17 protein-coding genes are annotated in these 17,223 nt (G+C 33.6%); 4 read left to right on the forward strand and 13 right to left on the reverse strand.

The window, feature by feature from the left end; translation table 11 throughout:
• Positions 1 to 58 precede the first annotated feature (58 nt).
• The 4 genes from H7350_RS14110 (at position 59) to guaB (ending at position 6,044) form a co-directional block, all read left to right on the forward strand.
• Positions 59 to 1,426 (forward strand): HTTM domain-containing protein, encoded by a 1,368-nt coding sequence (locus H7350_RS14110; protein WP_204346695.1) that lies wholly within the window; start codon positions 59 to 61, stop codon positions 1,424 to 1,426.
• Entirely contained in the window at positions 1,407 to 3,833 is a 2,427-nt protein-coding gene (locus H7350_RS14115) for a TonB-dependent receptor domain-containing protein (protein WP_204346568.1), read from the forward strand. The genes H7350_RS14110 and H7350_RS14115 overlap by 20 nt, the downstream gene beginning before the upstream one ends.
• Before the next feature lie 91 nt (positions 3,834 to 3,924).
• Positions 3,925 to 4,428: a ferritin gene (locus tag H7350_RS14120; protein ID WP_204346569.1), complete on the forward strand. Its 504-nt coding sequence runs from the start codon at positions 3,925 to 3,927 to the stop codon at positions 4,426 to 4,428.
• A gap of 143 nt (positions 4,429 to 4,571) precedes the next feature.
• Positions 4,572 to 6,044, forward strand: a complete 1,473-nt coding sequence (gene guaB, locus H7350_RS14125) for an IMP dehydrogenase (protein WP_204346570.1) — start codon at positions 4,572 to 4,574, stop codon at positions 6,042 to 6,044.
• Positions 6,045 to 6,099: 55 nt separating this feature from the next.
• Here the strand turns inward: guaB and H7350_RS14130 are convergent, their stop codons facing one another.
• The 13 genes from H7350_RS14130 to H7350_RS14190 all read right to left on the reverse strand — a co-directional run bounded on the left by H7350_RS14130 (position 6,100) and on the right by H7350_RS14190 (position 17,209).
• The gene (locus H7350_RS14130; protein ID WP_204346571.1) at positions 6,100 to 6,528 is read right to left on the reverse strand and encodes a hypothetical protein; all 429 of its coding nucleotides are present in this window, start codon (positions 6,526 to 6,528) and stop codon (positions 6,100 to 6,102) included.
• Between the two features lie 93 nt (positions 6,529 to 6,621).
• The gene (locus tag H7350_RS14135) at positions 6,622 to 7,842 is read right to left on the reverse strand and encodes a DUF2004 domain-containing protein (RefSeq protein ID WP_204346572.1); all 1,221 of its coding nucleotides are present in this window, start codon (positions 7,840 to 7,842) and stop codon (positions 6,622 to 6,624) included.
• A gap of 147 nt (positions 7,843 to 7,989) precedes the next feature.
• A complete protein-coding gene (locus H7350_RS14140) occupies positions 7,990 to 8,637 on the reverse strand; it encodes a DUF1801 domain-containing protein (protein ID WP_204346573.1) in 648 nt (215 codons plus the stop codon).
• Between the two features lie 144 nt (positions 8,638 to 8,781).
• Complete coding sequence (locus tag H7350_RS14145) at positions 8,782 to 9,345, reverse strand: carboxymuconolactone decarboxylase family protein (RefSeq protein WP_204346574.1); 564 nt, start codon at positions 9,343 to 9,345, stop codon at positions 8,782 to 8,784.
• 74 nt (positions 9,346 to 9,419) lie between these two features.
• Positions 9,420 to 9,983, reverse strand: coding sequence for a TetR/AcrR family transcriptional regulator (locus tag H7350_RS14150; RefSeq protein WP_204346575.1), 564 nt, complete (start codon positions 9,981 to 9,983; stop codon positions 9,420 to 9,422).
• A 103-nt stretch (positions 9,984 to 10,086) separates the two neighbouring features.
• Positions 10,087 to 11,133 (reverse strand): ACR3 family arsenite efflux transporter, encoded by a 1,047-nt coding sequence (gene arsB, locus H7350_RS14155; RefSeq protein WP_204346576.1) that lies wholly within the window; start codon positions 11,131 to 11,133, stop codon positions 10,087 to 10,089.
• 50 nt (positions 11,134 to 11,183) lie between these two features.
• A complete protein-coding gene (locus tag H7350_RS14160) occupies positions 11,184 to 11,516 on the reverse strand; it encodes an ArsR/SmtB family transcription factor (RefSeq protein WP_204346577.1) in 333 nt (110 codons plus the stop codon).
• A 98-nt stretch (positions 11,517 to 11,614) separates the two neighbouring features.
• Positions 11,615 to 12,586, reverse strand: a complete 972-nt coding sequence (locus H7350_RS14165; RefSeq protein WP_235989359.1) for a YHYH protein — start codon at positions 12,584 to 12,586, stop codon at positions 11,615 to 11,617.
• A gap of 115 nt (positions 12,587 to 12,701) precedes the next feature.
• On the reverse strand, positions 12,702 to 13,553 hold the full coding sequence (locus H7350_RS14170) for a sugar phosphate isomerase/epimerase family protein (protein WP_204346578.1): 852 nt from the start codon (positions 13,551 to 13,553) through the stop codon (positions 12,702 to 12,704).
• 110 nt (positions 13,554 to 13,663) lie between these two features.
• Complete coding sequence (locus tag H7350_RS14175) at positions 13,664 to 14,692, reverse strand: bestrophin family protein (protein WP_235989360.1); 1,029 nt, start codon at positions 14,690 to 14,692, stop codon at positions 13,664 to 13,666.
• Positions 14,693 to 15,067: 375 nt separating this feature from the next.
• Entirely contained in the window at positions 15,068 to 15,616 is a 549-nt protein-coding gene (locus tag H7350_RS14180) for an NUMOD4 domain-containing protein (protein ID WP_204346580.1), read from the reverse strand.
• A 155-nt stretch (positions 15,617 to 15,771) separates the two neighbouring features.
• Positions 15,772 to 16,308: a DinB family protein gene (locus H7350_RS14185; RefSeq protein WP_204346581.1), complete on the reverse strand. Its 537-nt coding sequence runs from the start codon at positions 16,306 to 16,308 to the stop codon at positions 15,772 to 15,774.
• Between the two features lie 40 nt (positions 16,309 to 16,348).
• Positions 16,349 to 17,209 carry a DUF6882 domain-containing protein gene (locus tag H7350_RS14190; RefSeq protein WP_204346582.1) on the reverse strand — a complete coding sequence of 287 codons (861 nt, stop codon included), beginning with the start codon at positions 17,207 to 17,209 and terminating at the stop codon, positions 16,349 to 16,351.
• Positions 17,210 to 17,223: the final 14 nt, after the last annotated feature.

Here is a 17,223-nt window from a genome sequence, read left to right on the forward strand (position 1 = left end):
AAAGAATCTTTTTTTATACTAACATTTCAAACAGATAAAGTATACAACACATTATATGATGGTTGCAAAACTAAAATCGTATTTCAATACCACTACAAATGCAGCACCTTTGGCTGTGTTTCGCGTGTTGTTTGGACTCATGATGTGCTTTAGTATTATCAGATTTTGGTATCATGGCTGGATTGAAAAGCTGTATATCGCACCAAATTTTCATTTTAAGTATTACGGATTTGAATGGGTGAAATCACTAGGATCTTATAACTATGTATTGTTTGCAATCTGCGGAATTGCAGCAGTTTTTGTAGCATTAGGTTTTAAATACAGAATCGCCATTGTTACTTTTTTTCTCAGTTTTACTTATATAGAGCTCATTGATAAAACTACGTATTTAAATCACTACTATTTTATAAGTGTCTTGAGTTTTTTGATGATTTTCCTGCCTGCAAATGCGCAGTTTTCTTTAGATAATTTACTTCGGAAGAAAAGCTACGCTCAAATCCCTAGATGGTGTATAGACAGTATTAAGTTGCTTTTAGGAATTGTCTATTTTTACGCAGGTATTGCAAAAATTAATAGTGATTGGCTATTTAAAGCCATGCCTCTAAAAATATGGTTGCCATCTAAATATGATTTGCCACTTATTGGTAATAATTTGATGCAACAAGACTGGTTTCACTATACGATGAGCTGGTCTGGAATGCTGTATGATTTATCAATTCCATTTTTATTGCTATTCAAAAAAACACGTACTTTTGCATTTGTTTTAGTGGTATTCTTTCATGTGTTTACGCGTATTTTATTTCCAATCGGTATGTTTCCGTATATCATGATTGTTGCCACTTTGATTTTTTTTGAAGCCAGTACACACGAAAAAATCATTGTAATTATAAAGCGACTATTGAGCCCTTTCCGAAGCCAATTAAATCCACCTAACCCACGAAAGGTGTATACATTTTATTATCCTAAGCCCACTAAAGCTATTATTATTGTGTTCTTTGCATTTCAGTTTATGTTTCCGTTTCGATATCTGTTATATCCAAATGAACTGTTCTGGACCGAAGAAGGTTATCGTTTTTCTTGGCGCGTTATGCTAATGGAAAAGGCAGGATTGACCACATTTAAAATTGCTAATGCTGAAACTGGACACTATTTTTATGTTGATAATACTGATTTTTTGACGCCTTTTCAGGAGAAACAAATGAGTTTTCAACCAGATTTTATTTTAGAATATGCTCATTTTTTAGGGGATCATTTTAAGGCACAAGGCCATGAAAATATTCAAGTTTTTGCCGATAGCTACGTGGCACTTAACGGAAGGTTGAGTCAGCAATATATCGACCCAACTATAGATTTATATCAAGAAAAAGAATCATTTAAACCCAAACACTGGATTTTACCATTTAAAGATGATATTAAAGGATTTTAAATTACAAATTGTACTGTTTTTAATGAGCTTGTCTGCATTCGGACAATATAAAGTTACTGGCTACATCACTCAGGGCACAACTAATGAAGCGGTTACTGATGTTCAGGTTTTTGATAAAAATTCAGGCTTATTAGCAACCTCTGATGCACAAGGCTACTATGAGTTGTCTACAGATAAGTCTGAACTCACCTTAGTGTTTTATAAATCCGAATTCGAAATTCTAGAACTGAAACAAACTCTGGATGGTAATAAGAGTCTTAATGTAGTTCTATTGCCCTTACAGGAGAACCTTTCAGAAATTATTATAAAAGCGAGAAGCGCTAAAATTTTTGAGTTGAACAGGTTAAAAGATGTTGAAGAAACGGCTATTTATGCTGGTAAAAAAACTGAAGTGGTACTTGTCGATCAATCACTTGCCAATCTGGCTACTAATAATGCCCGACAAATTTATAACCAAGTTGCAGGATTAAATATTTATCAAAACGATGATGCTGGGTTGCAACTAAATATTGGAGGTCGTGGTTTAGATCCTAATCGTACTGCAAATTTTAATACGCGACAAAACGGTTATGATATAAGTGCAGATGTTTTAGGCTATCCTGAAAGTTATTACACGCCAGCTGCTGAAGGTCTAAAAGAAATACAGGTGATTAGAGGTGCTGCTTCCTTACAATATGGTACTCAGTTTGGAGGCCTCATAAACTTTAAAACCAAAGCACCAAACCCAAATCAACCTATCGAGTTAATCACTAGAAACACACTTGGAAGCTATGGTTTATATACCAATTTTACGAGTCTGAGCGGAACGAAAGGAAAGTTTAGTTATTATACGTATTTTAATTATAAAACAGGCGACGGGTTTAGACCCAATTCGGAGTTTGAATCTAAAAATGTATTTGCACATTTAGGCTATCAGTTTAATGAGAAGACAAAACTCACAGCAGAATTCACACATTTACACTACCTCGCTCAGCAAGGTGGAGGTTTAACAGATGCACAGTTTAATGAAGATGCCTTTCAAAGTAATCGAGAACGCAATTGGTTTAAAGTTAACTGGTTGTTGTATAACTTGAAATTGAGCCATAAACTTTCAGAGAAAACCAACCTCACGTTTAATGCTTTCGGACTCAATGCATCTCGTGATGCGCTTGGGTTTAGAACCAATCGTGTCGATCAGGTAGATCCTAATACTGAACGTGATTTAATTAAAGGGGATTTTAAAAATTTTGGAGCCGAAGCACGTGTGTTAAGTCGCTATAAGTTATTCGGAAAGGATGCAACCTTCCTCATTGGATCCAAGTTTTACAAAGCAAATAATACCGAACAGCAAGGTCCAGGATCTGATGGACGTGGTCCTGATTTTAATTTTTATAATGACGATTTTCCGAATTATCCAGCGCAGTCAGAATTTGATTTTCCTAACCAGAATGTTGCCTTATTTGGTGAGCACATTTATTATGTGAATGATCAGTTTTCGATTACACCCGGATTTAGATTTGAATACATTAAAACTGAAAGTGAAGGCTTTTATAAGCGTATAAATACCGATGCAGCGGGCAATGTTATCTTCGAGGAAACCGTAACCGACAATCGTGATTTTAAGCGTGATTTTGTGTTACTCGGATTGGGTTTAAGCTACAAGCCCTCAACACGTTTAGAAATTTATGGTAACATATCTCAAAATTACCGTTCGGTGACCTTTTCTGACATAAATATCAATAATCCTGCTTTTGCTGTAAATCCAGATATTACAGATGAAAAAGGATTTACTGCAGATATTGGTTTTAGAGGAAATTACAAAAATCAGGTGTCGTATGATTTGGGCGCTTTTGCCTTATTTTATAATGGTAGAATTGGATTTATTCAGAAGTCATTTGATGATGGACGCGTAATTAGTGAACGTGGTAATGTTGGAGACGCAAGAATGTTTGGAATAGAGTCTTTAGTCGATTTTAATCTAAAGAAGATTTTGAAAATGAATAACGATTTCAGTTGTAACTATTTCATCAATGCCTCATTTATTTCATCTGAATACACATCTTCTCAACAAGCTGGAGTTGAAGGGAATCAGGTTGAATTTGTGCCTGAAGTCAATATAAAAACAGGAGTTAAATTCGGATATAAAAACCTTCTCGCAAATGTGCAGTATTCGTATTTAAGCCGGCAATTTACAGATGCAACCAACTCTGAAGACGCTAATTTAAGTGGTGTGATTGGAGCCATTCCTCAATACGATATTTTAGACGTCTCAGTATCGTATACCTATAAGCGATTTAAGTTAGAAGCTGGAATCAATAATGTTTTAGACGAAACATATTTTACGCGTAGAGCTACAGGATATCCTGGTCCGGGAATTATACCTTCAGCACCTAGAAACTGGTACACGACATTACAAATTAAACTCTAACAACATTTGCAATTTAGAGTGAGTCTTAATTTTATCAAGAACTCTTTTTCCTTTTAAAAGTTCATTATCTTAGTAAAAAAAAATAGGACTTATGAATTCTACGATTGAAACCTTACTTAATAGTCAGATTAAATATGAAGCGCAAGCATCAATGCAATACCTAGCTATGGCTTCTTGGGCTGATGCAACAGGTTATAATGGTGTTGCAGACTTTTTTTATAGCCAATCTGAAGAAGAGCGTGTACATATGACTAAGTTAGTCAAGTTTGTGAATGAAAGAGGCGGAAATGTTAGTATTCCAAAATTGGATCAACCTAAGCCTTCTTATCAGGGACTCAATGAGCTTTTTGAAAAGTTTTTGGAGAGTGAAATGTTTGTCACCGAACAAATTAATCATGTTATTTATGAATGTTTGCAGCATAAAGATTACAATGTTCATAATTTTATGCAATGGTATGTTACTGAGCAATTAGAAGAAGAAGCGATGGCAAGAACTTTACTTGATAAATTAAATATCATTGGTAATGATAAGTCGGGTCATTATTTATTTGACAGAGATATTAATACGATTGCTGCTAATCAAGACAATGCCTAATTTGGCTTTGTCTTTACTCCATATTTCAACTTCTAAATTTTATTTTGCTACCGGAAAATATTTCGTTTAAGATTTAATGTAGACTTAATACAATTCCCTATTTAAGTTGTATATTTGCTTGCAATTATAACTGTAATTGCATCATGACAGCACACGAAAACAAAATTGTTGGAGAAGGTCTAACTTATGACGACGTACTCTTAGTTCCAGCATTTTCAGAAGTTTTACCAAGAGAAGTTAATATTCAAACCAAATTTACGCGTAATATTACTATTAATATTCCTGTAGTTTCAGCAGCAATGGATACTGTTACAGAGAGTAAAATGGCTATTGCCATGGCGCAAGAAGGTGGGATTGGTGTACTTCATAAAAATATGACTATCGATCAACAAGCTGAAAAAGTTAGAAAAGTAAAGCGTGCTGAAAGTGGTATGATTATCGATCCAGTGACTTTACCGCTTACGGCTAAAGTTTTAGATGCTAAGCAGCATATGGCCGAGCATAGTATTGGAGGAATTCCAATAGTTGATGATAAAGGCATATTAAAAGGTATTGTTACTAATAGAGATTTACGATTTGAGCATGAAAATGATAGACCAATCATTGAAGTCATGACATCAGAGCATTTAGTTACAGCTGCAGTTGGTACATCCTTAAAAGATGCCGAAAAAATTCTTCAGCAAAATAAAATTGAAAAACTACTTATTGTTGATGATAACTATAAGCTGGTTGGGTTGATTACATTTAGAGATATCACTAAAGTAACTCAAAAACCAATGGCTAATAAAGATACTTATGGGAGACTTCGAGTAGCCGCAGCGATTGGTGTTACTGGTGATGCAGTTGAACGCGCTTCAGCTTTAGTGAAAGCAGGTGTAGATGCTGTGATTATCGACACTGCACATGGTCATACCAAAGGTGTCGTTATGGTACTTAAAGCAATAAAAGAAAAATTCCCTAAGTTAGAAGTTATTGTTGGTAATATTGCAACAGCTGAAGCAGCTAAATATCTAGTTGATGCAGGAGCAGATGCGGTAAAGGTTGGGATAGGACCTGGTTCAATTTGTACGACCCGAGTAGTGGCTGGTGTAGGTTTTCCTCAGTTTTCAGCCGTATTGGAAGTTGCTGAAGCTATCAAAGGTTCTGGTGTTCCTGTGATTGCTGATGGTGGAATTCGTTATACAGGTGATATTCCTAAAGCGATTGCAGCTGGAGCAGATAGTGTAATGCTAGGTTCTTTATTGGCTGGTACAAAGGAAAGTCCGGGAGAAACAATTATCTACGAAGGACGTAAATTTAAATCCTATCGTGGAATGGGATCTGTTGAAGCCATGAAGCAAGGTAGTAAAGACCGCTACTTTCAGGATGTTGAAGATGACATTAAAAAACTTGTTCCCGAAGGTATCGTAGGACGTGTTCCTTACAAAGGTGAATTGGTTGAAAGCATTCATCAATTTGTTGGAGGTTTAAGAGCTGGAATGGGCTACTGTGGCGCTAAAGATATTGAAACCTTAAAAGCAACAGGACGTTTTGTAAAAATTACAGCTTCTGGTATTAATGAAAGTCATCCTCATGACGTTACCATTACCAAGGAGGCACCTAATTATTCGAGATAAAACCAAAATTTGATATAAAAAAAGCTCAACATGTGTTGAGCTTTTTTTAGTGTCTCTAATTGTCTTCGGGTTCTACATCTACATAAAATACTTCGATGGAGAAATCTTCACCGTTTATAGATTGTTGTACAGTCATAGAACTATCATTAGCATCAGAAATTTTGAGGAAGACTTCAGATAAAGTCTGACCACTACCTGTCAGGTCTGTAACTTTAATTATTCCGGCACTTTCATCTTCCCATTCCCAATCTCCTGTTGAAGTAGCATTTAAACCAGAAAAATCGACATATTGTTCATAGTTTCCGTTCGAATTGAAATAGATGTCTGCTGCAAAATTATTGGAGTCATACCACCATTTATCTGTTATTGCAGAACTTCCAGGTCCACCATCATTATTACTGTCATCATCGCTACTACAGCTTGAAAACATTATAAAGCTAAAAATAAAAATTCCGATAAGTTTTAAGTACGTTTTGTTTGTCATGTATGTGTAAATTGGTTACTATAGTTTTGTGTTTGTGAATATAAAAAAAAGATTTGGTTATCAGGCTGTTGATGAGAAAAGAAGCTACAATGATCAACTTTCGGTAACAATATCCACAAGATGTCCTTGACTGTCAAATTTAAGTACGATGAGATACTGAGTGAATTCGCTACTTATTGTAAAGTCAAAAACAGCAAGGCTATCCCAGTATTCTGGATAAAGTCCGATACGTTTTAAATGAATTTTTGAAAGACATGTTTCGTAGATGCTTGCTTGGTCATCTTTGGGATTAATACCTAATGCTTTTAATTCTTCGTCATTAAACTCAGTCAGATGATGCCTGATGTAACCTTTAACAATCGTTCCGTTTGTATAATCGGTTATCAAATCTTGTTTAGCTTTATTCACATGTTTTTCAAGATTATTCAGAAACGTAGCAGTGGGCTTAATTTTAGCTTCGGAAATTTGATCGTAGTCAAAATTGATGTCTAATTCGATATCATTTCCATCGATATTAATCTGAACGTCTTGGTATTCTTCAGTTTGGTTTAAGTTGATGTTTCCGAAGTGTTTCAAATGAATACTCGTTTTAGCATTTGACTTAGTTTTAATTTCGGAATACTTAATTTTATTTACTTTAGCCCATTCTTTTACTGCCAATGGTTTCCATTGATCGTCAGAATAGATGTCGTAGATATAGTCATAAAGTGATTCAGTTAGAAAAACTAAGCCTCCATCATTACCTCCAGATATTAAATATATCTGCTCTTCAACGCCTTGCTTTTTTGATTCCGTATTAATTATTTGTGCAAAACGCATCACAGCTTCACCCCAGCCATAGCCTTTAAAGTTTTTAAATATTTCGTATTCTGTTCCGTTTACAGTAATGCTGTGATTAAGCCATTTATTGTCATCATCCCATGCTTCAGTATGGTTGGAGGTAGAAATCGTTAATCCAATTTTATCTAAAGTTGGTTGAATTTGTTGGAGCAAATCGGTGATACCACCTTGTTCAAAAACAGTTTCTCCATCACAAAAATAGTACCTGTAGTCTAAAGGTATTCCTGTATCATCATCCCAAATGGTCGTTAAAGTTGCTTCTGGGTCAAAGTATGCTGATTGGTCTTTTTTGAGAATATCAACTTGAACTTTATCTGTATATTTATAATAGCCTAACGAATCAAGGGTATCTATAAATTCTTCTGCTGAAACTTTTTTAGTTGGATTTATTAACTGATTAAGCGGATTTCCTTTTTCATAGATAGCAATTATGATTATGCCAATAAATAAAATACTAAATAAAACTATTTTCATAGTGAGGCTGTTTTGGTGATGTTTCCCCTAAGTTAGTAAAAAGATATTTACAAGTGACGTTTACTATAATGGCGCTAATTGTTTAACAATGAAATTAGATGATTTAGACTGTTGTTTATCGTAAGTGAGAATTTCTCTATTCTCATTTTAAGCTCCATGTTTTATTAGTTTATGCGAGCCATCACAATTAGGCATTCGTTTTGACAGTCCGCAAATACAATCGTTTAACCCGTTACCATCTAAGATTCGCTTTATGTTTTTTTCGATTCTGGAGATTCGGGTCTTTGCTTGTTTAGGTTTAGAAAAATGTAAAAGATAGCCTTTTTGTCTGCCTTTGGTTAAACTGTAGAAGGCGGTTTTAACTTCAGGATTTTTAGAAAACATATTAGTTAATTCATCAGGTATGTCATAATCTGAAATGGATTTCTTATTGACACTTAAGCCAGCTTTTTCAATTTCAACAGCTTCATATATATAAGCTTTGATTACAGGTTCTAGTTGTAAAATTTCAGACGTATTTGTAAATCGTATTTGCCGAGCCGATTGTGTGTGCTCAGTTTGCTGAATTAAAATTTTATTTGTGTCTTTAAGTAATGCGCCTTTATGGAAAAGAATGGCACAATAATTTTTAAACCCATGAATCAGGACTATGTTTTTTTTATCATAGGTATAGCAAGGATGCATCCATTTGAATTCTTCTGTCAACCCACAACCAGCAATCATTTGGTGAAGTATGGTTAATTCCTTTTGCCATTGTTTTAAATTGCCTAGGTAGTTGTCAATAGTTGCATTCATATACTCTAAAAATAAGGATAAAATTCCACCTATAAAACTAAGGTTTAATTGATTGAATTTTCATTTCAACTAGTTCAATTAAAATAGTAAACCTCCCGAATAATAAATATAAGAGAGGTTTACAGCTATTAATCAAAAGGGAATTTATGAAATCACACTGTCTTTGCTCCATTCAAATTTTTTGAAACCAGCATCAACAGGAGTATTAGCGATATGATTGACATAGTTGCTTATTGTTTTTTGAGACAATCCTAAGATGATATCTAATACATGTCTTTCTTCAAAACCTGCAGCATAGAAGGCATCTAAATCATTTTGAGTAACATGACCACGATTGCGAACAATAGTTAGCGTCATAGTTCGTAACGCTTCTAATTTTGAGTTTTTAAGAGGTGTTTCGTTGCGTAATGCCTCGGTGATATGCTCATCTACTTTCATCATTTTTGCAATCCCTGTATGTGCAGGAACACAATAATGACAAGCATGCTCAACGTTTATTGTTTGCCATACTACAGTTAATTCTTCTTCATTAAACGATGATTGTGTAAACAATTCATGTAAGGTTTGGTAGGCTTCCAGAATTTTTGGAGCACCAGCTAAAACACCATGCAAGCCAGGAATCATTCCATAGGCTTTTTGAGATTTCTCTAATAGAGGTTTACTCTCTTCAGGTGCAGTTTCGATGTTGTGAATTTTTAAAGTTGTCATATTTTCTGTGTTTAAATTTATTAAAAATGTTAATAATATCTAAACAATCGTTTAGATATTATATAAAAAAAATGTTAGATACTTTTGAAGGTCATTTCGATATAATCTTCAATTTCTTGTTGGCTATTAACTCTTGATGCTGCTGCTAATCCGTGTTTTGCCAGTAATAAAAAATTAGCTTGTTGCATTATTGTTTCTTTATCCTTAGTGCCACCTATTTCTAGTTTTTCAATAATTAACCCTTTAAGATTATCCATAAATGAACACATTTGTTCTTTAATTTCCTGAACTTCACTATCTGCAAATTCGTTATAAGTGTTTGTAACGAAACAACCTTTTTGGTAATCTCCATTGTAATTGACGGAAATAGAATCATAAAAGAATTGTTTGATATCATCTACGCCATTTGAAGCATTTTTAAACTTTTCAAAAATGGCACTTACTTTAGCTTTGTAGCATTTCAAACTCTCAAGAAATACGCCTTGTTTATTACCAAAACTCGAATAGATCGAAAACTTATTTATGCCCATTTCTTTTTCGAGCATTTGCATTGAAGTTGTTTCATAGCCATTTTTCCAAAACACATTCATAGCTTTTTCAATCACTTCTTGTTCATTATATGTTTTAGGTCTTGGCATGTAAAACTTAATTATGATACAAAACTAAACAATCGGTTAGATATGAGAAAACAATTAACAATTAATTAGAGTTTACAGAGGTGAACTATATCATTTGAAATAGTTACGTGTTCACTTTTCCGTAGTATTTATCACGTAACCAAAAGGAAACACGAACCAATAAGATTAGTGCTGGAACTTCAACTAAAGGGCCAATTACACCAGTAAAAGCTTGTCCGGAATTTAAACCAAAAACAGCTATTGCAACTGCAATCGCTAGTTCAAAATTATTTCCAGCAGCTGTAAATGCAACTGCCGCAGTTTTATCATATGTTGCTCCCATTGCTTTGGTGACAAAAAAGCCGATGATAAACATTAATGTAAAATAGATAAGTAGTGGAATCGCAATAATGACTACGTCCATAGGTATTTCGACAATGAGTTCACCTTTTTGAGAGAACATGACTACAATTGTAAATAATAGAGCAATCAAAGTCATAGGTGAAATTGCTGGAATGAATTTTTCTGAATACCATTGTTCGCCTTTGAGTTTGACTAAAATTAAGCGACTTAAAATTCCAAGGGCAAAGGGAATACCTAAATAAATGGCAACACTTTCGGCTATGGTTTCAATTGAAATATCAACAATAGCGCCTTCAAAACCAAAGTAGGGAGGAAGTACAGTGATAAAAAGCCAGGCATAAAAACTGTATGCAAAAACTTGAAAAACACTGTTTAATGCAACCAGGCCAGCACCATATTCGCTACTACCTTCGGCGAGATCATTCCAAACTAAGACCATTGCGATACAGCGTGCTAAACCAATTAAAATGAGTCCTACCATATATTCTGGATGGTCACTCAAAAAAGTAATTGCCAGAATAAACATTAATACAGGACCGATAATCCAGTTGAGAATTAATGAAATTGAAAGAATTTTAGTGTTTCTAAATACTTTTGGTAGAAGACTGTAATTAACTTTTGCTAAAGGTGGATACATCATTAGGATTAAACCAATGGCAATAGGAATATTAGTGGTGCCGCTATTAAATGAATTGATAATATTTGGAAAAGTGGGTAGAAAATAGCCAAGTCCAACACCAATTGCCATGGCTACAAAAATCCATAATGTTAAGTTTCGATCTAGAAAACTTAGTTTTTTCTTAGTCATAATGAAGTATTTTCTCTTAGGTAATAAGTTTAGTGATTCGTGTGGTTTTACTAGCAGCAATCATCAATTTTAGGAAGATCCTGATTTAAAAACTGAAGCATAATGTTTTTCATTTTAGCCCAGTTTACAGCGTCAATACAGTAACAAACGCTGGTACCTTCAACGTTTCCTTTGATTAATCCTATTTGTTTTAACTCTTTTAAATGCTGAGAAATTGTTGGTTGAGCAAGTCCAATTTCACTAACCAAATCTCCACAGTGACAGGTGTCTATTTTAAAAAGCTGTTGTAAAATAGCAACTCTTGCAGGATGTCCTATGACTTTAGCAAATGACGCAATTTCATTTTGTTGATCGTTAAATATTTCAGTTTTCGTTAATCCCATGGCGTGAGTATTTATTAATTGCAATATTACGATTAATATTTGAATAGCTAAAACATGACTGAAGATTTCCAGCTGGTATTTTAAACAGTATTTAAATGTTACTCTTGTAGGTCGATACGTCCAGGTGTGCCATGTAAACATTTAATGATTTGGTTATCTCCAGGAGCTCCAGCATGATAATGGTAGCCTCTTTCATTATCAGAATGTCCGCCACATTCGTCTAAATCTGAAGGCTGAGTTCCATTTTTATCCAGTAATGCATAGATACCAAAACCATCAATTGCATAGCCTATCATAGGCGCATGAGTATCAGATTGTGTAATTTCTTTAGTAGAACCAGTAACGGCATGATAATGATAGCCACCATGCGGATTCACATGTCCGCCATGATCGTCTAAAGGCGCAATGGTATGTGCAGCTAAAATAGCATGTGTTGGTGCAGGTGGGTCAAATTTAACACCATTAAAAGCGAGTCCGATACCACCTCTTCCAAACCTTTGTGAAGAATTTTGATAGGTAGGTGTTACTGGAATATAATAAGTTGTTATTTGATTTTTAAAGTATTCGGGAAGGCATTCAACGCAATAGTTATGATAGTCTTCATCTACATTTGGTTTTGCTGCGCTCAAACAGGCTTCCTCGGTGTCGGTTACTTTTATAGATCCATCGTCTTTATATAATTTCCATTTATCGTCATCATAAAATTCGTCTAGATTAGCAATAAAATGTCCAGATACATCATATACTTTTCCATTATCAAACCATATACCTGCTTTTTCAATTCCATCATCAATATGTCTTGGGCACCAAGGACCCATTTGATGTTCAGAAGCTTGAGAATTAGTTTTTATAACGTAACAAAGCGTTTCTATACCTCTTAAATCAACTTTTTCTTCACTAATCTCTCCAATAATATTTTCTGTTATAAAATAATCTGTATTAACAGGTTTTATTTTAATGGCTAGTTCCTTATTATCAGTGTTTTGTGTGGTTTGATTATCTGTCTTTTGGTTTGATTTACAAGAACTTATTATAAGGGATATTGCAACTATGGCTACTAAATGTTTCATTTTATGTAAAGATGTTGGTTATGTAATTCTTTTAGATGCTTTTATTGATAAAAACTTGTGTTTGAAAATGTTTGATTTTAGATTAGGCAATATCTTATAGCATTTATTTTAGTGCTTATTTATCATCATGTAATAGTTTTGCGTTTAATAGTTTTATTCCTTCCATATTGCGTTCTAAAACTTTTTGGACATCTTCTGTTTGGATATGCCCTAATACTCCCCAAGGACCATCATACCCTTCATCATACAAAGTTTTTACCATATCATATTCGTAATTGCCTTTTCCGATTGTAAGAATTTCTGGGCCTTCTTTTTGCATTCCATTTAAATTGACATAATCTAAATAGGGTATCATAGTTTTGAATAGTTTGGGATAGACGTCTAAATACTCATGGGCATGATGAAAATTATAAACCATTCTTAAAGAGTCTTCAGGTATTTTTTTAATGATTTCAATTTGATTTTCGGGATTGCCAAACCATCCACGGTGGTTATATAAAGCTAATTTACAACCGACATTGTCTGCCTTAGTTTTAATAAATTTGATATATCGAATAGCTAATTCAACGGATTCTTCCTGTGTTAAATTTTCAAAAAAATTAGGACTAAAACTCAACCACAACTTAGGCTTATTTTCTATGTCTTTAAGATTTTCAAATAATTTTTCATTTAAGGGACTTAGTTTCCCAATACTATCTCTTTCAGCATTAAGCCACAAAAAAATAGATACGATTTGCATATTATTTGCCTTGGCTAAACGAAACTCTTCTTTCATTTCTGGAAGGTGCTTTTCACGCCAATTGTAACCATATTTTGTAAAGCCCATATTTTTCAACATCGTAATACGATCCATAGGTTTTCTTTCTAATGCGTCAAATGAAACGATACACCATGGAGAGATATCATCAATTTGTATTTGATTTTCAGAATCTGAACATGATAAACAAATGAATAGTAGAAATGCCATGCTGATCACAACTATTTTATGGGATTGTACTTGTATTGAGTTGGTTAGTGCATACATAATTGTAAATTCTAATGTTATATATTATAGAAAGTTATATTATTTCTGTGCTTTTACATTTGCGTGTCATAATGAGTAGGAAATTGACTAGGGATTTCATCATTGGATTCGCCTAAATTTTGACGTAAATCAATTTCAATGCCTCTTGCTATGGTAGAAATAGGTACATCATTAGCTGAACCTTCAAAAGGATTTTCTCCCGTTCTCCCAATTCTTTCCATAGTATGAAAAACCCAGGCAACAATAACATAAAACGGAATGGATAACCATATAAATAACTTGCCAATCACTGTATTGTATGCCATAATATCGTTTCCTATTTCTGCGAATTGAGGTATAATGGCCAAGGGTAAGATTAATACAAATATCCACATGAAATAATGGTTAAGAGTCGCAAAATGACGTGGATAGGGGAAGTTTTTTATACGTTCTGATTTGCCTTGAAGTGTAAATAATTCTTCGAGTACTCCCTCTAATTCTAAAAACGAGAATTCCCAAATAGCACCTTTTTCTTTTAATTGTTTTAGATGATCAGACTGTAAATAGAGAAGTGCAGTTTGTTTATTGTTTTTACTCATCACATATTCTATATCTGAATCAGAAAGATAGAATTTCAAATCTTCTTCTAGAGTCGATTCCCATTCTGGTGGTTTTACCTTTTTATTCCATTCTTTATTGGTCTTTTCATGTACTACAGTTTCCCATGGTTTTGCTACTCTCATAGCGTGACGTAAAGCGGTCATCCATGCTATATGTCTGTAAGTGAGCGTTGTTATTTCTTTTTTTAATTCGTCATTTGATAATTTTTCAGATGTATGCTCATTAGTAATCATGTCTTTAACAAACATTCCAAAAGTTCTGGAGGTATTAACAATGCCACCCCAAATTTTTCGTGCTTCCCATATTCTACCATAGGAAGCATTATTTTGAAACCCAATTACAAAGGCGACAGCAGTACCAATCAAGGCTAAAGGCGTCCAAGGGATTTTAAGCCATTCCAAATTAAAGAAAACGTAAGTACTAACAAATACTGAAATGATAGCAAAAAATAAAAGGGTCTCAAAACGAGTCCATTTTATCATATCCTTGAGTTTAAAAACCTTTTTAGTATACATATTATAATAATGAAGTTAAACGATATTTAATGTGCCAAATTTCTAAAGCACTTTATGAATATTAAATATACATTAAAAGTTTATCTCTTCTTAAGAATTGATTTTCAGTCTTATAGATTGGGTGATTGAGTTTAATAACTTATTGTATTACAATTTACCATATCGCATTAGTGCATACAGAGGCTATGATGGCAGAAGTAATTTAAGTTCCTAGCACACGAATATAGGGTTATGGTGATCAAACTCAGAACCACAAAATCCTTTTCAGTATTCTGCTTTTTTAAGCTGAAATACTTAGGTGACAATACTAAAACTTAATTGTATCGTAGAACTTGGAGGTCTTTATTCGGTAACAGAACTCCAGTTTTCACCTGTTTTTATGCGATAAAGTTGCATTTCAGAAATCCCAAATTGTTTCGCAATCATTTTCAATCGCGTTCTTCGGTTTGGGTCATTTAATTTTCGCTTAATTAATTTAACCCTTGTTTCGGTAAGCTTAGCGGTGGAAGGTATTTTCCGAACAATATTTTTGAATTCAGGATTTGTAAACTGGTGGGTTTCTTTTTCTTTTTTTGTCGCCCACTTTAAATTTTTAACGTTGTTGTTTGTTTTATCATAATCCAGATGAATCACACAAACGCCATCGTTTTGTTCGAGAAAATGTTGCGCGACTAACTTGTGTACGTAGCGACTGGTTAATTTTCCGTTTACTTTTTGTCTAAGAGGAAGGTTTTGATAACCATTAATGTAATATTTCTTAACTAAAAATTCTTTTTCTCCTTTAAGGTTAATGATTCTTCCGTAGTTTGAAATTTTGAATTTTTCTTTTTCTGAAATTTTATCGTCAAATTGTATCTCTTTCCATTCCTCATTTCGATAGTTTCGTATCATTTTAATTGTTATTAATTTCTATAGGGTATATTAAATTAGGTTGTATTATAGCATCGTATAGAGGAGTTTGTTGCCTAATTATACCAAAGATAAGCAAAAATGAATTGAAAAACGATTTAGACAGCGCAGGCGTGGTATTTTGAATTTAATTTCGCCTATTGAAACAAAACATATCTGGGAGGAACGAGTCCGTTTAACCTCAGATATACAAGCATTTGGCCTCTGTGATGGGTGATATGATCGGAAAGCAATAGCAAAATTTGCCTTTTAGATCTGGTTAAGCCAAAATAGTCTAATTGGTCATTTAATTGGGTCGTATCAAAATGTTTAATAAAGTTGATGGTTTCATCAAATGTTTTATTGATGGTTGCTATCATATCTTTTTTTGATTTGTTTGCAACTTTAAAAATGGTATCCGTTTTCCAGTTTCTTGACTCGCGTCCACCTAGCAATGATTGACTATGCCAATCCATAGCAAATCCAATATGTAATAAATTCTCAGCAAAGGAGAGTGATTCTGGTGATGCTTTAAAGTTGTAATGATTTTCAGGCATCAGTTCAGCAACTTTAATTATGTACTTTTTAGAATTTTCTAATCGCTCCAGATAGTCTGTAATAAAATGGTCTTGTTGTGCACATAGTGGCGATGTAAATGTGCCACATAATATCATCAAAATAAGTATTTGTTTCATGGTTGCTGAGTTTTATAAAATAACGTTAAGTTTCGCCATTTTAATATTCATAAATTATGGCTTTCTTGCCTTTGGCTTCAGTATTAATTTCGTAGGCATAACTTTCGGTGGTCCAACCCAAGTCTGTAGTGTACATGACAAAAAGCCTATTATCGTTTGTTGAAAATGTTTTCCATTCAAGTACTGATTTTTCATCAAAATCGCAAGGCCATGATAAAGCAGGGTAGAAATACGAATCTTCATTTAACCAGTATTGCAGATGAACCTCTTTAATGTTTTTAAAAGCTTCGTCGGTGTCTATTACATTTTCATTATGAAGTTTATTGATTTTTAGTTTTTCATTGTGAAATTCTTTAATTAAATCAATGCTATTTTGTTCTTCTCGAACTGTAATATGACTTTTAGGCTGAAGGACTAAAATTTCCTCATTATTTTTAAAAATATGAACTTCTAATAAGGCATAATATATAATGGCATTGCCCTGACGTTTAGAGTCAAAGCCATTTGCGTTTAATTGAAAGCTAAAAAGTGATAAAAGATTTTTGCTGAAATCTGTAGTTGATTTAAACTTGTTTTTTCTGTACTTTTTCGGCAGTGTGTTTCTAAATGCATGAACTTTATCATTTAGTTTGCTATGAATCGAAGGGTTTTTATCAGACCATAAAAATGTTTTGTCGTCAAGATTAAACGTTCCTAAAACCTTAGGTTTTATTACAACTTCATATCCTTTTTCATCTACAATGTACCTAACTTCTCCTTTGTTTTGGTCAAAAAGGTATTCGTTGGTTGGTTGCATATTCCAAATAATTCTTTGGTACATATTTCTCAAGTTCATATCAGAATTTGCTTCAGAAAATCTATTCTCCAAATCTGACTGTCCGTTAGAAAAAAAAGAAAACATAGTTATTAGTAATG

The organism is Psychroserpens algicola (assembly GCF_014526325.1).
GTDB classification, from domain to species: Bacteria; Bacteroidota; Bacteroidia; order Flavobacteriales; family Flavobacteriaceae; genus Psychroserpens; species Psychroserpens algicola.

Bases quoted from the DNA above. Each gene is read 5' to 3' on its own strand.
- H7350_RS14110 (WP_204346695.1), top strand. From the start codon at position 59: ATGGTTGCAAAACTAAAATCGTATTTCAATACCACTACAAATGCAGCA.
- H7350_RS14115 (WP_204346568.1), top strand. From the start codon at position 1,407: ATGATATTAAAGGATTTTAAATTACAAATTGTACTGTTTTTAATGAGC.
- H7350_RS14120 (WP_204346569.1), top strand. From the start codon at position 3,925: ATGAATTCTACGATTGAAACCTTACTTAATAGTCAGATTAAATATGAA.
- guaB (WP_204346570.1), top strand. From the start codon at position 4,572: ATGACAGCACACGAAAACAAAATTGTTGGAGAAGGTCTAACTTATGAC.
- H7350_RS14130 (WP_204346571.1), bottom strand. From the start codon at position 6,528: ATGACAAACAAAACGTACTTAAAACTTATCGGAATTTTTATTTTTAGC.
- H7350_RS14135 (WP_204346572.1), bottom strand. From the start codon at position 7,842: ATGAAAATAGTTTTATTTAGTATTTTATTTATTGGCATAATCATAATT.
- H7350_RS14140 (WP_204346573.1), bottom strand. From the start codon at position 8,637: ATGAATGCAACTATTGACAACTACCTAGGCAATTTAAAACAATGGCAA.
- H7350_RS14145 (WP_204346574.1), bottom strand. From the start codon at position 9,345: ATGACAACTTTAAAAATTCACAACATCGAAACTGCACCTGAAGAGAGT.
- H7350_RS14150 (WP_204346575.1), bottom strand. From the start codon at position 9,983: ATGCCAAGACCTAAAACATATAATGAACAAGAAGTGATTGAAAAAGCT.
- arsB (WP_204346576.1), bottom strand. From the start codon at position 11,133: ATGACTAAGAAAAAACTAAGTTTTCTAGATCGAAACTTAACATTATGG.
- H7350_RS14160 (WP_204346577.1), bottom strand. From the start codon at position 11,516: ATGGGATTAACGAAAACTGAAATATTTAACGATCAACAAAATGAAATT.
- H7350_RS14165 (WP_235989359.1), bottom strand. From the start codon at position 12,586: ATGAAACATTTAGTAGCCATAGTTGCAATATCCCTTATAATAAGTTCT.
- H7350_RS14170 (WP_204346578.1), bottom strand. From the start codon at position 13,553: ATGGCATTTCTACTATTCATTTGTTTATCATGTTCAGATTCTGAAAAT.
- H7350_RS14175 (WP_235989360.1), bottom strand. From the start codon at position 14,692: ATGATAAAATGGACTCGTTTTGAGACCCTTTTATTTTTTGCTATCATT.
- H7350_RS14180 (WP_204346580.1), bottom strand. From the start codon at position 15,616: ATGATACGAAACTATCGAAATGAGGAATGGAAAGAGATACAATTTGAC.
- H7350_RS14185 (WP_204346581.1), bottom strand. From the start codon at position 16,308: ATGAAACAAATACTTATTTTGATGATATTATGTGGCACATTTACATCG.
- H7350_RS14190 (WP_204346582.1), bottom strand. From the start codon at position 17,209: ATGTTTTCTTTTTTTTCTAACGGACAGTCAGATTTGGAGAATAGATTT.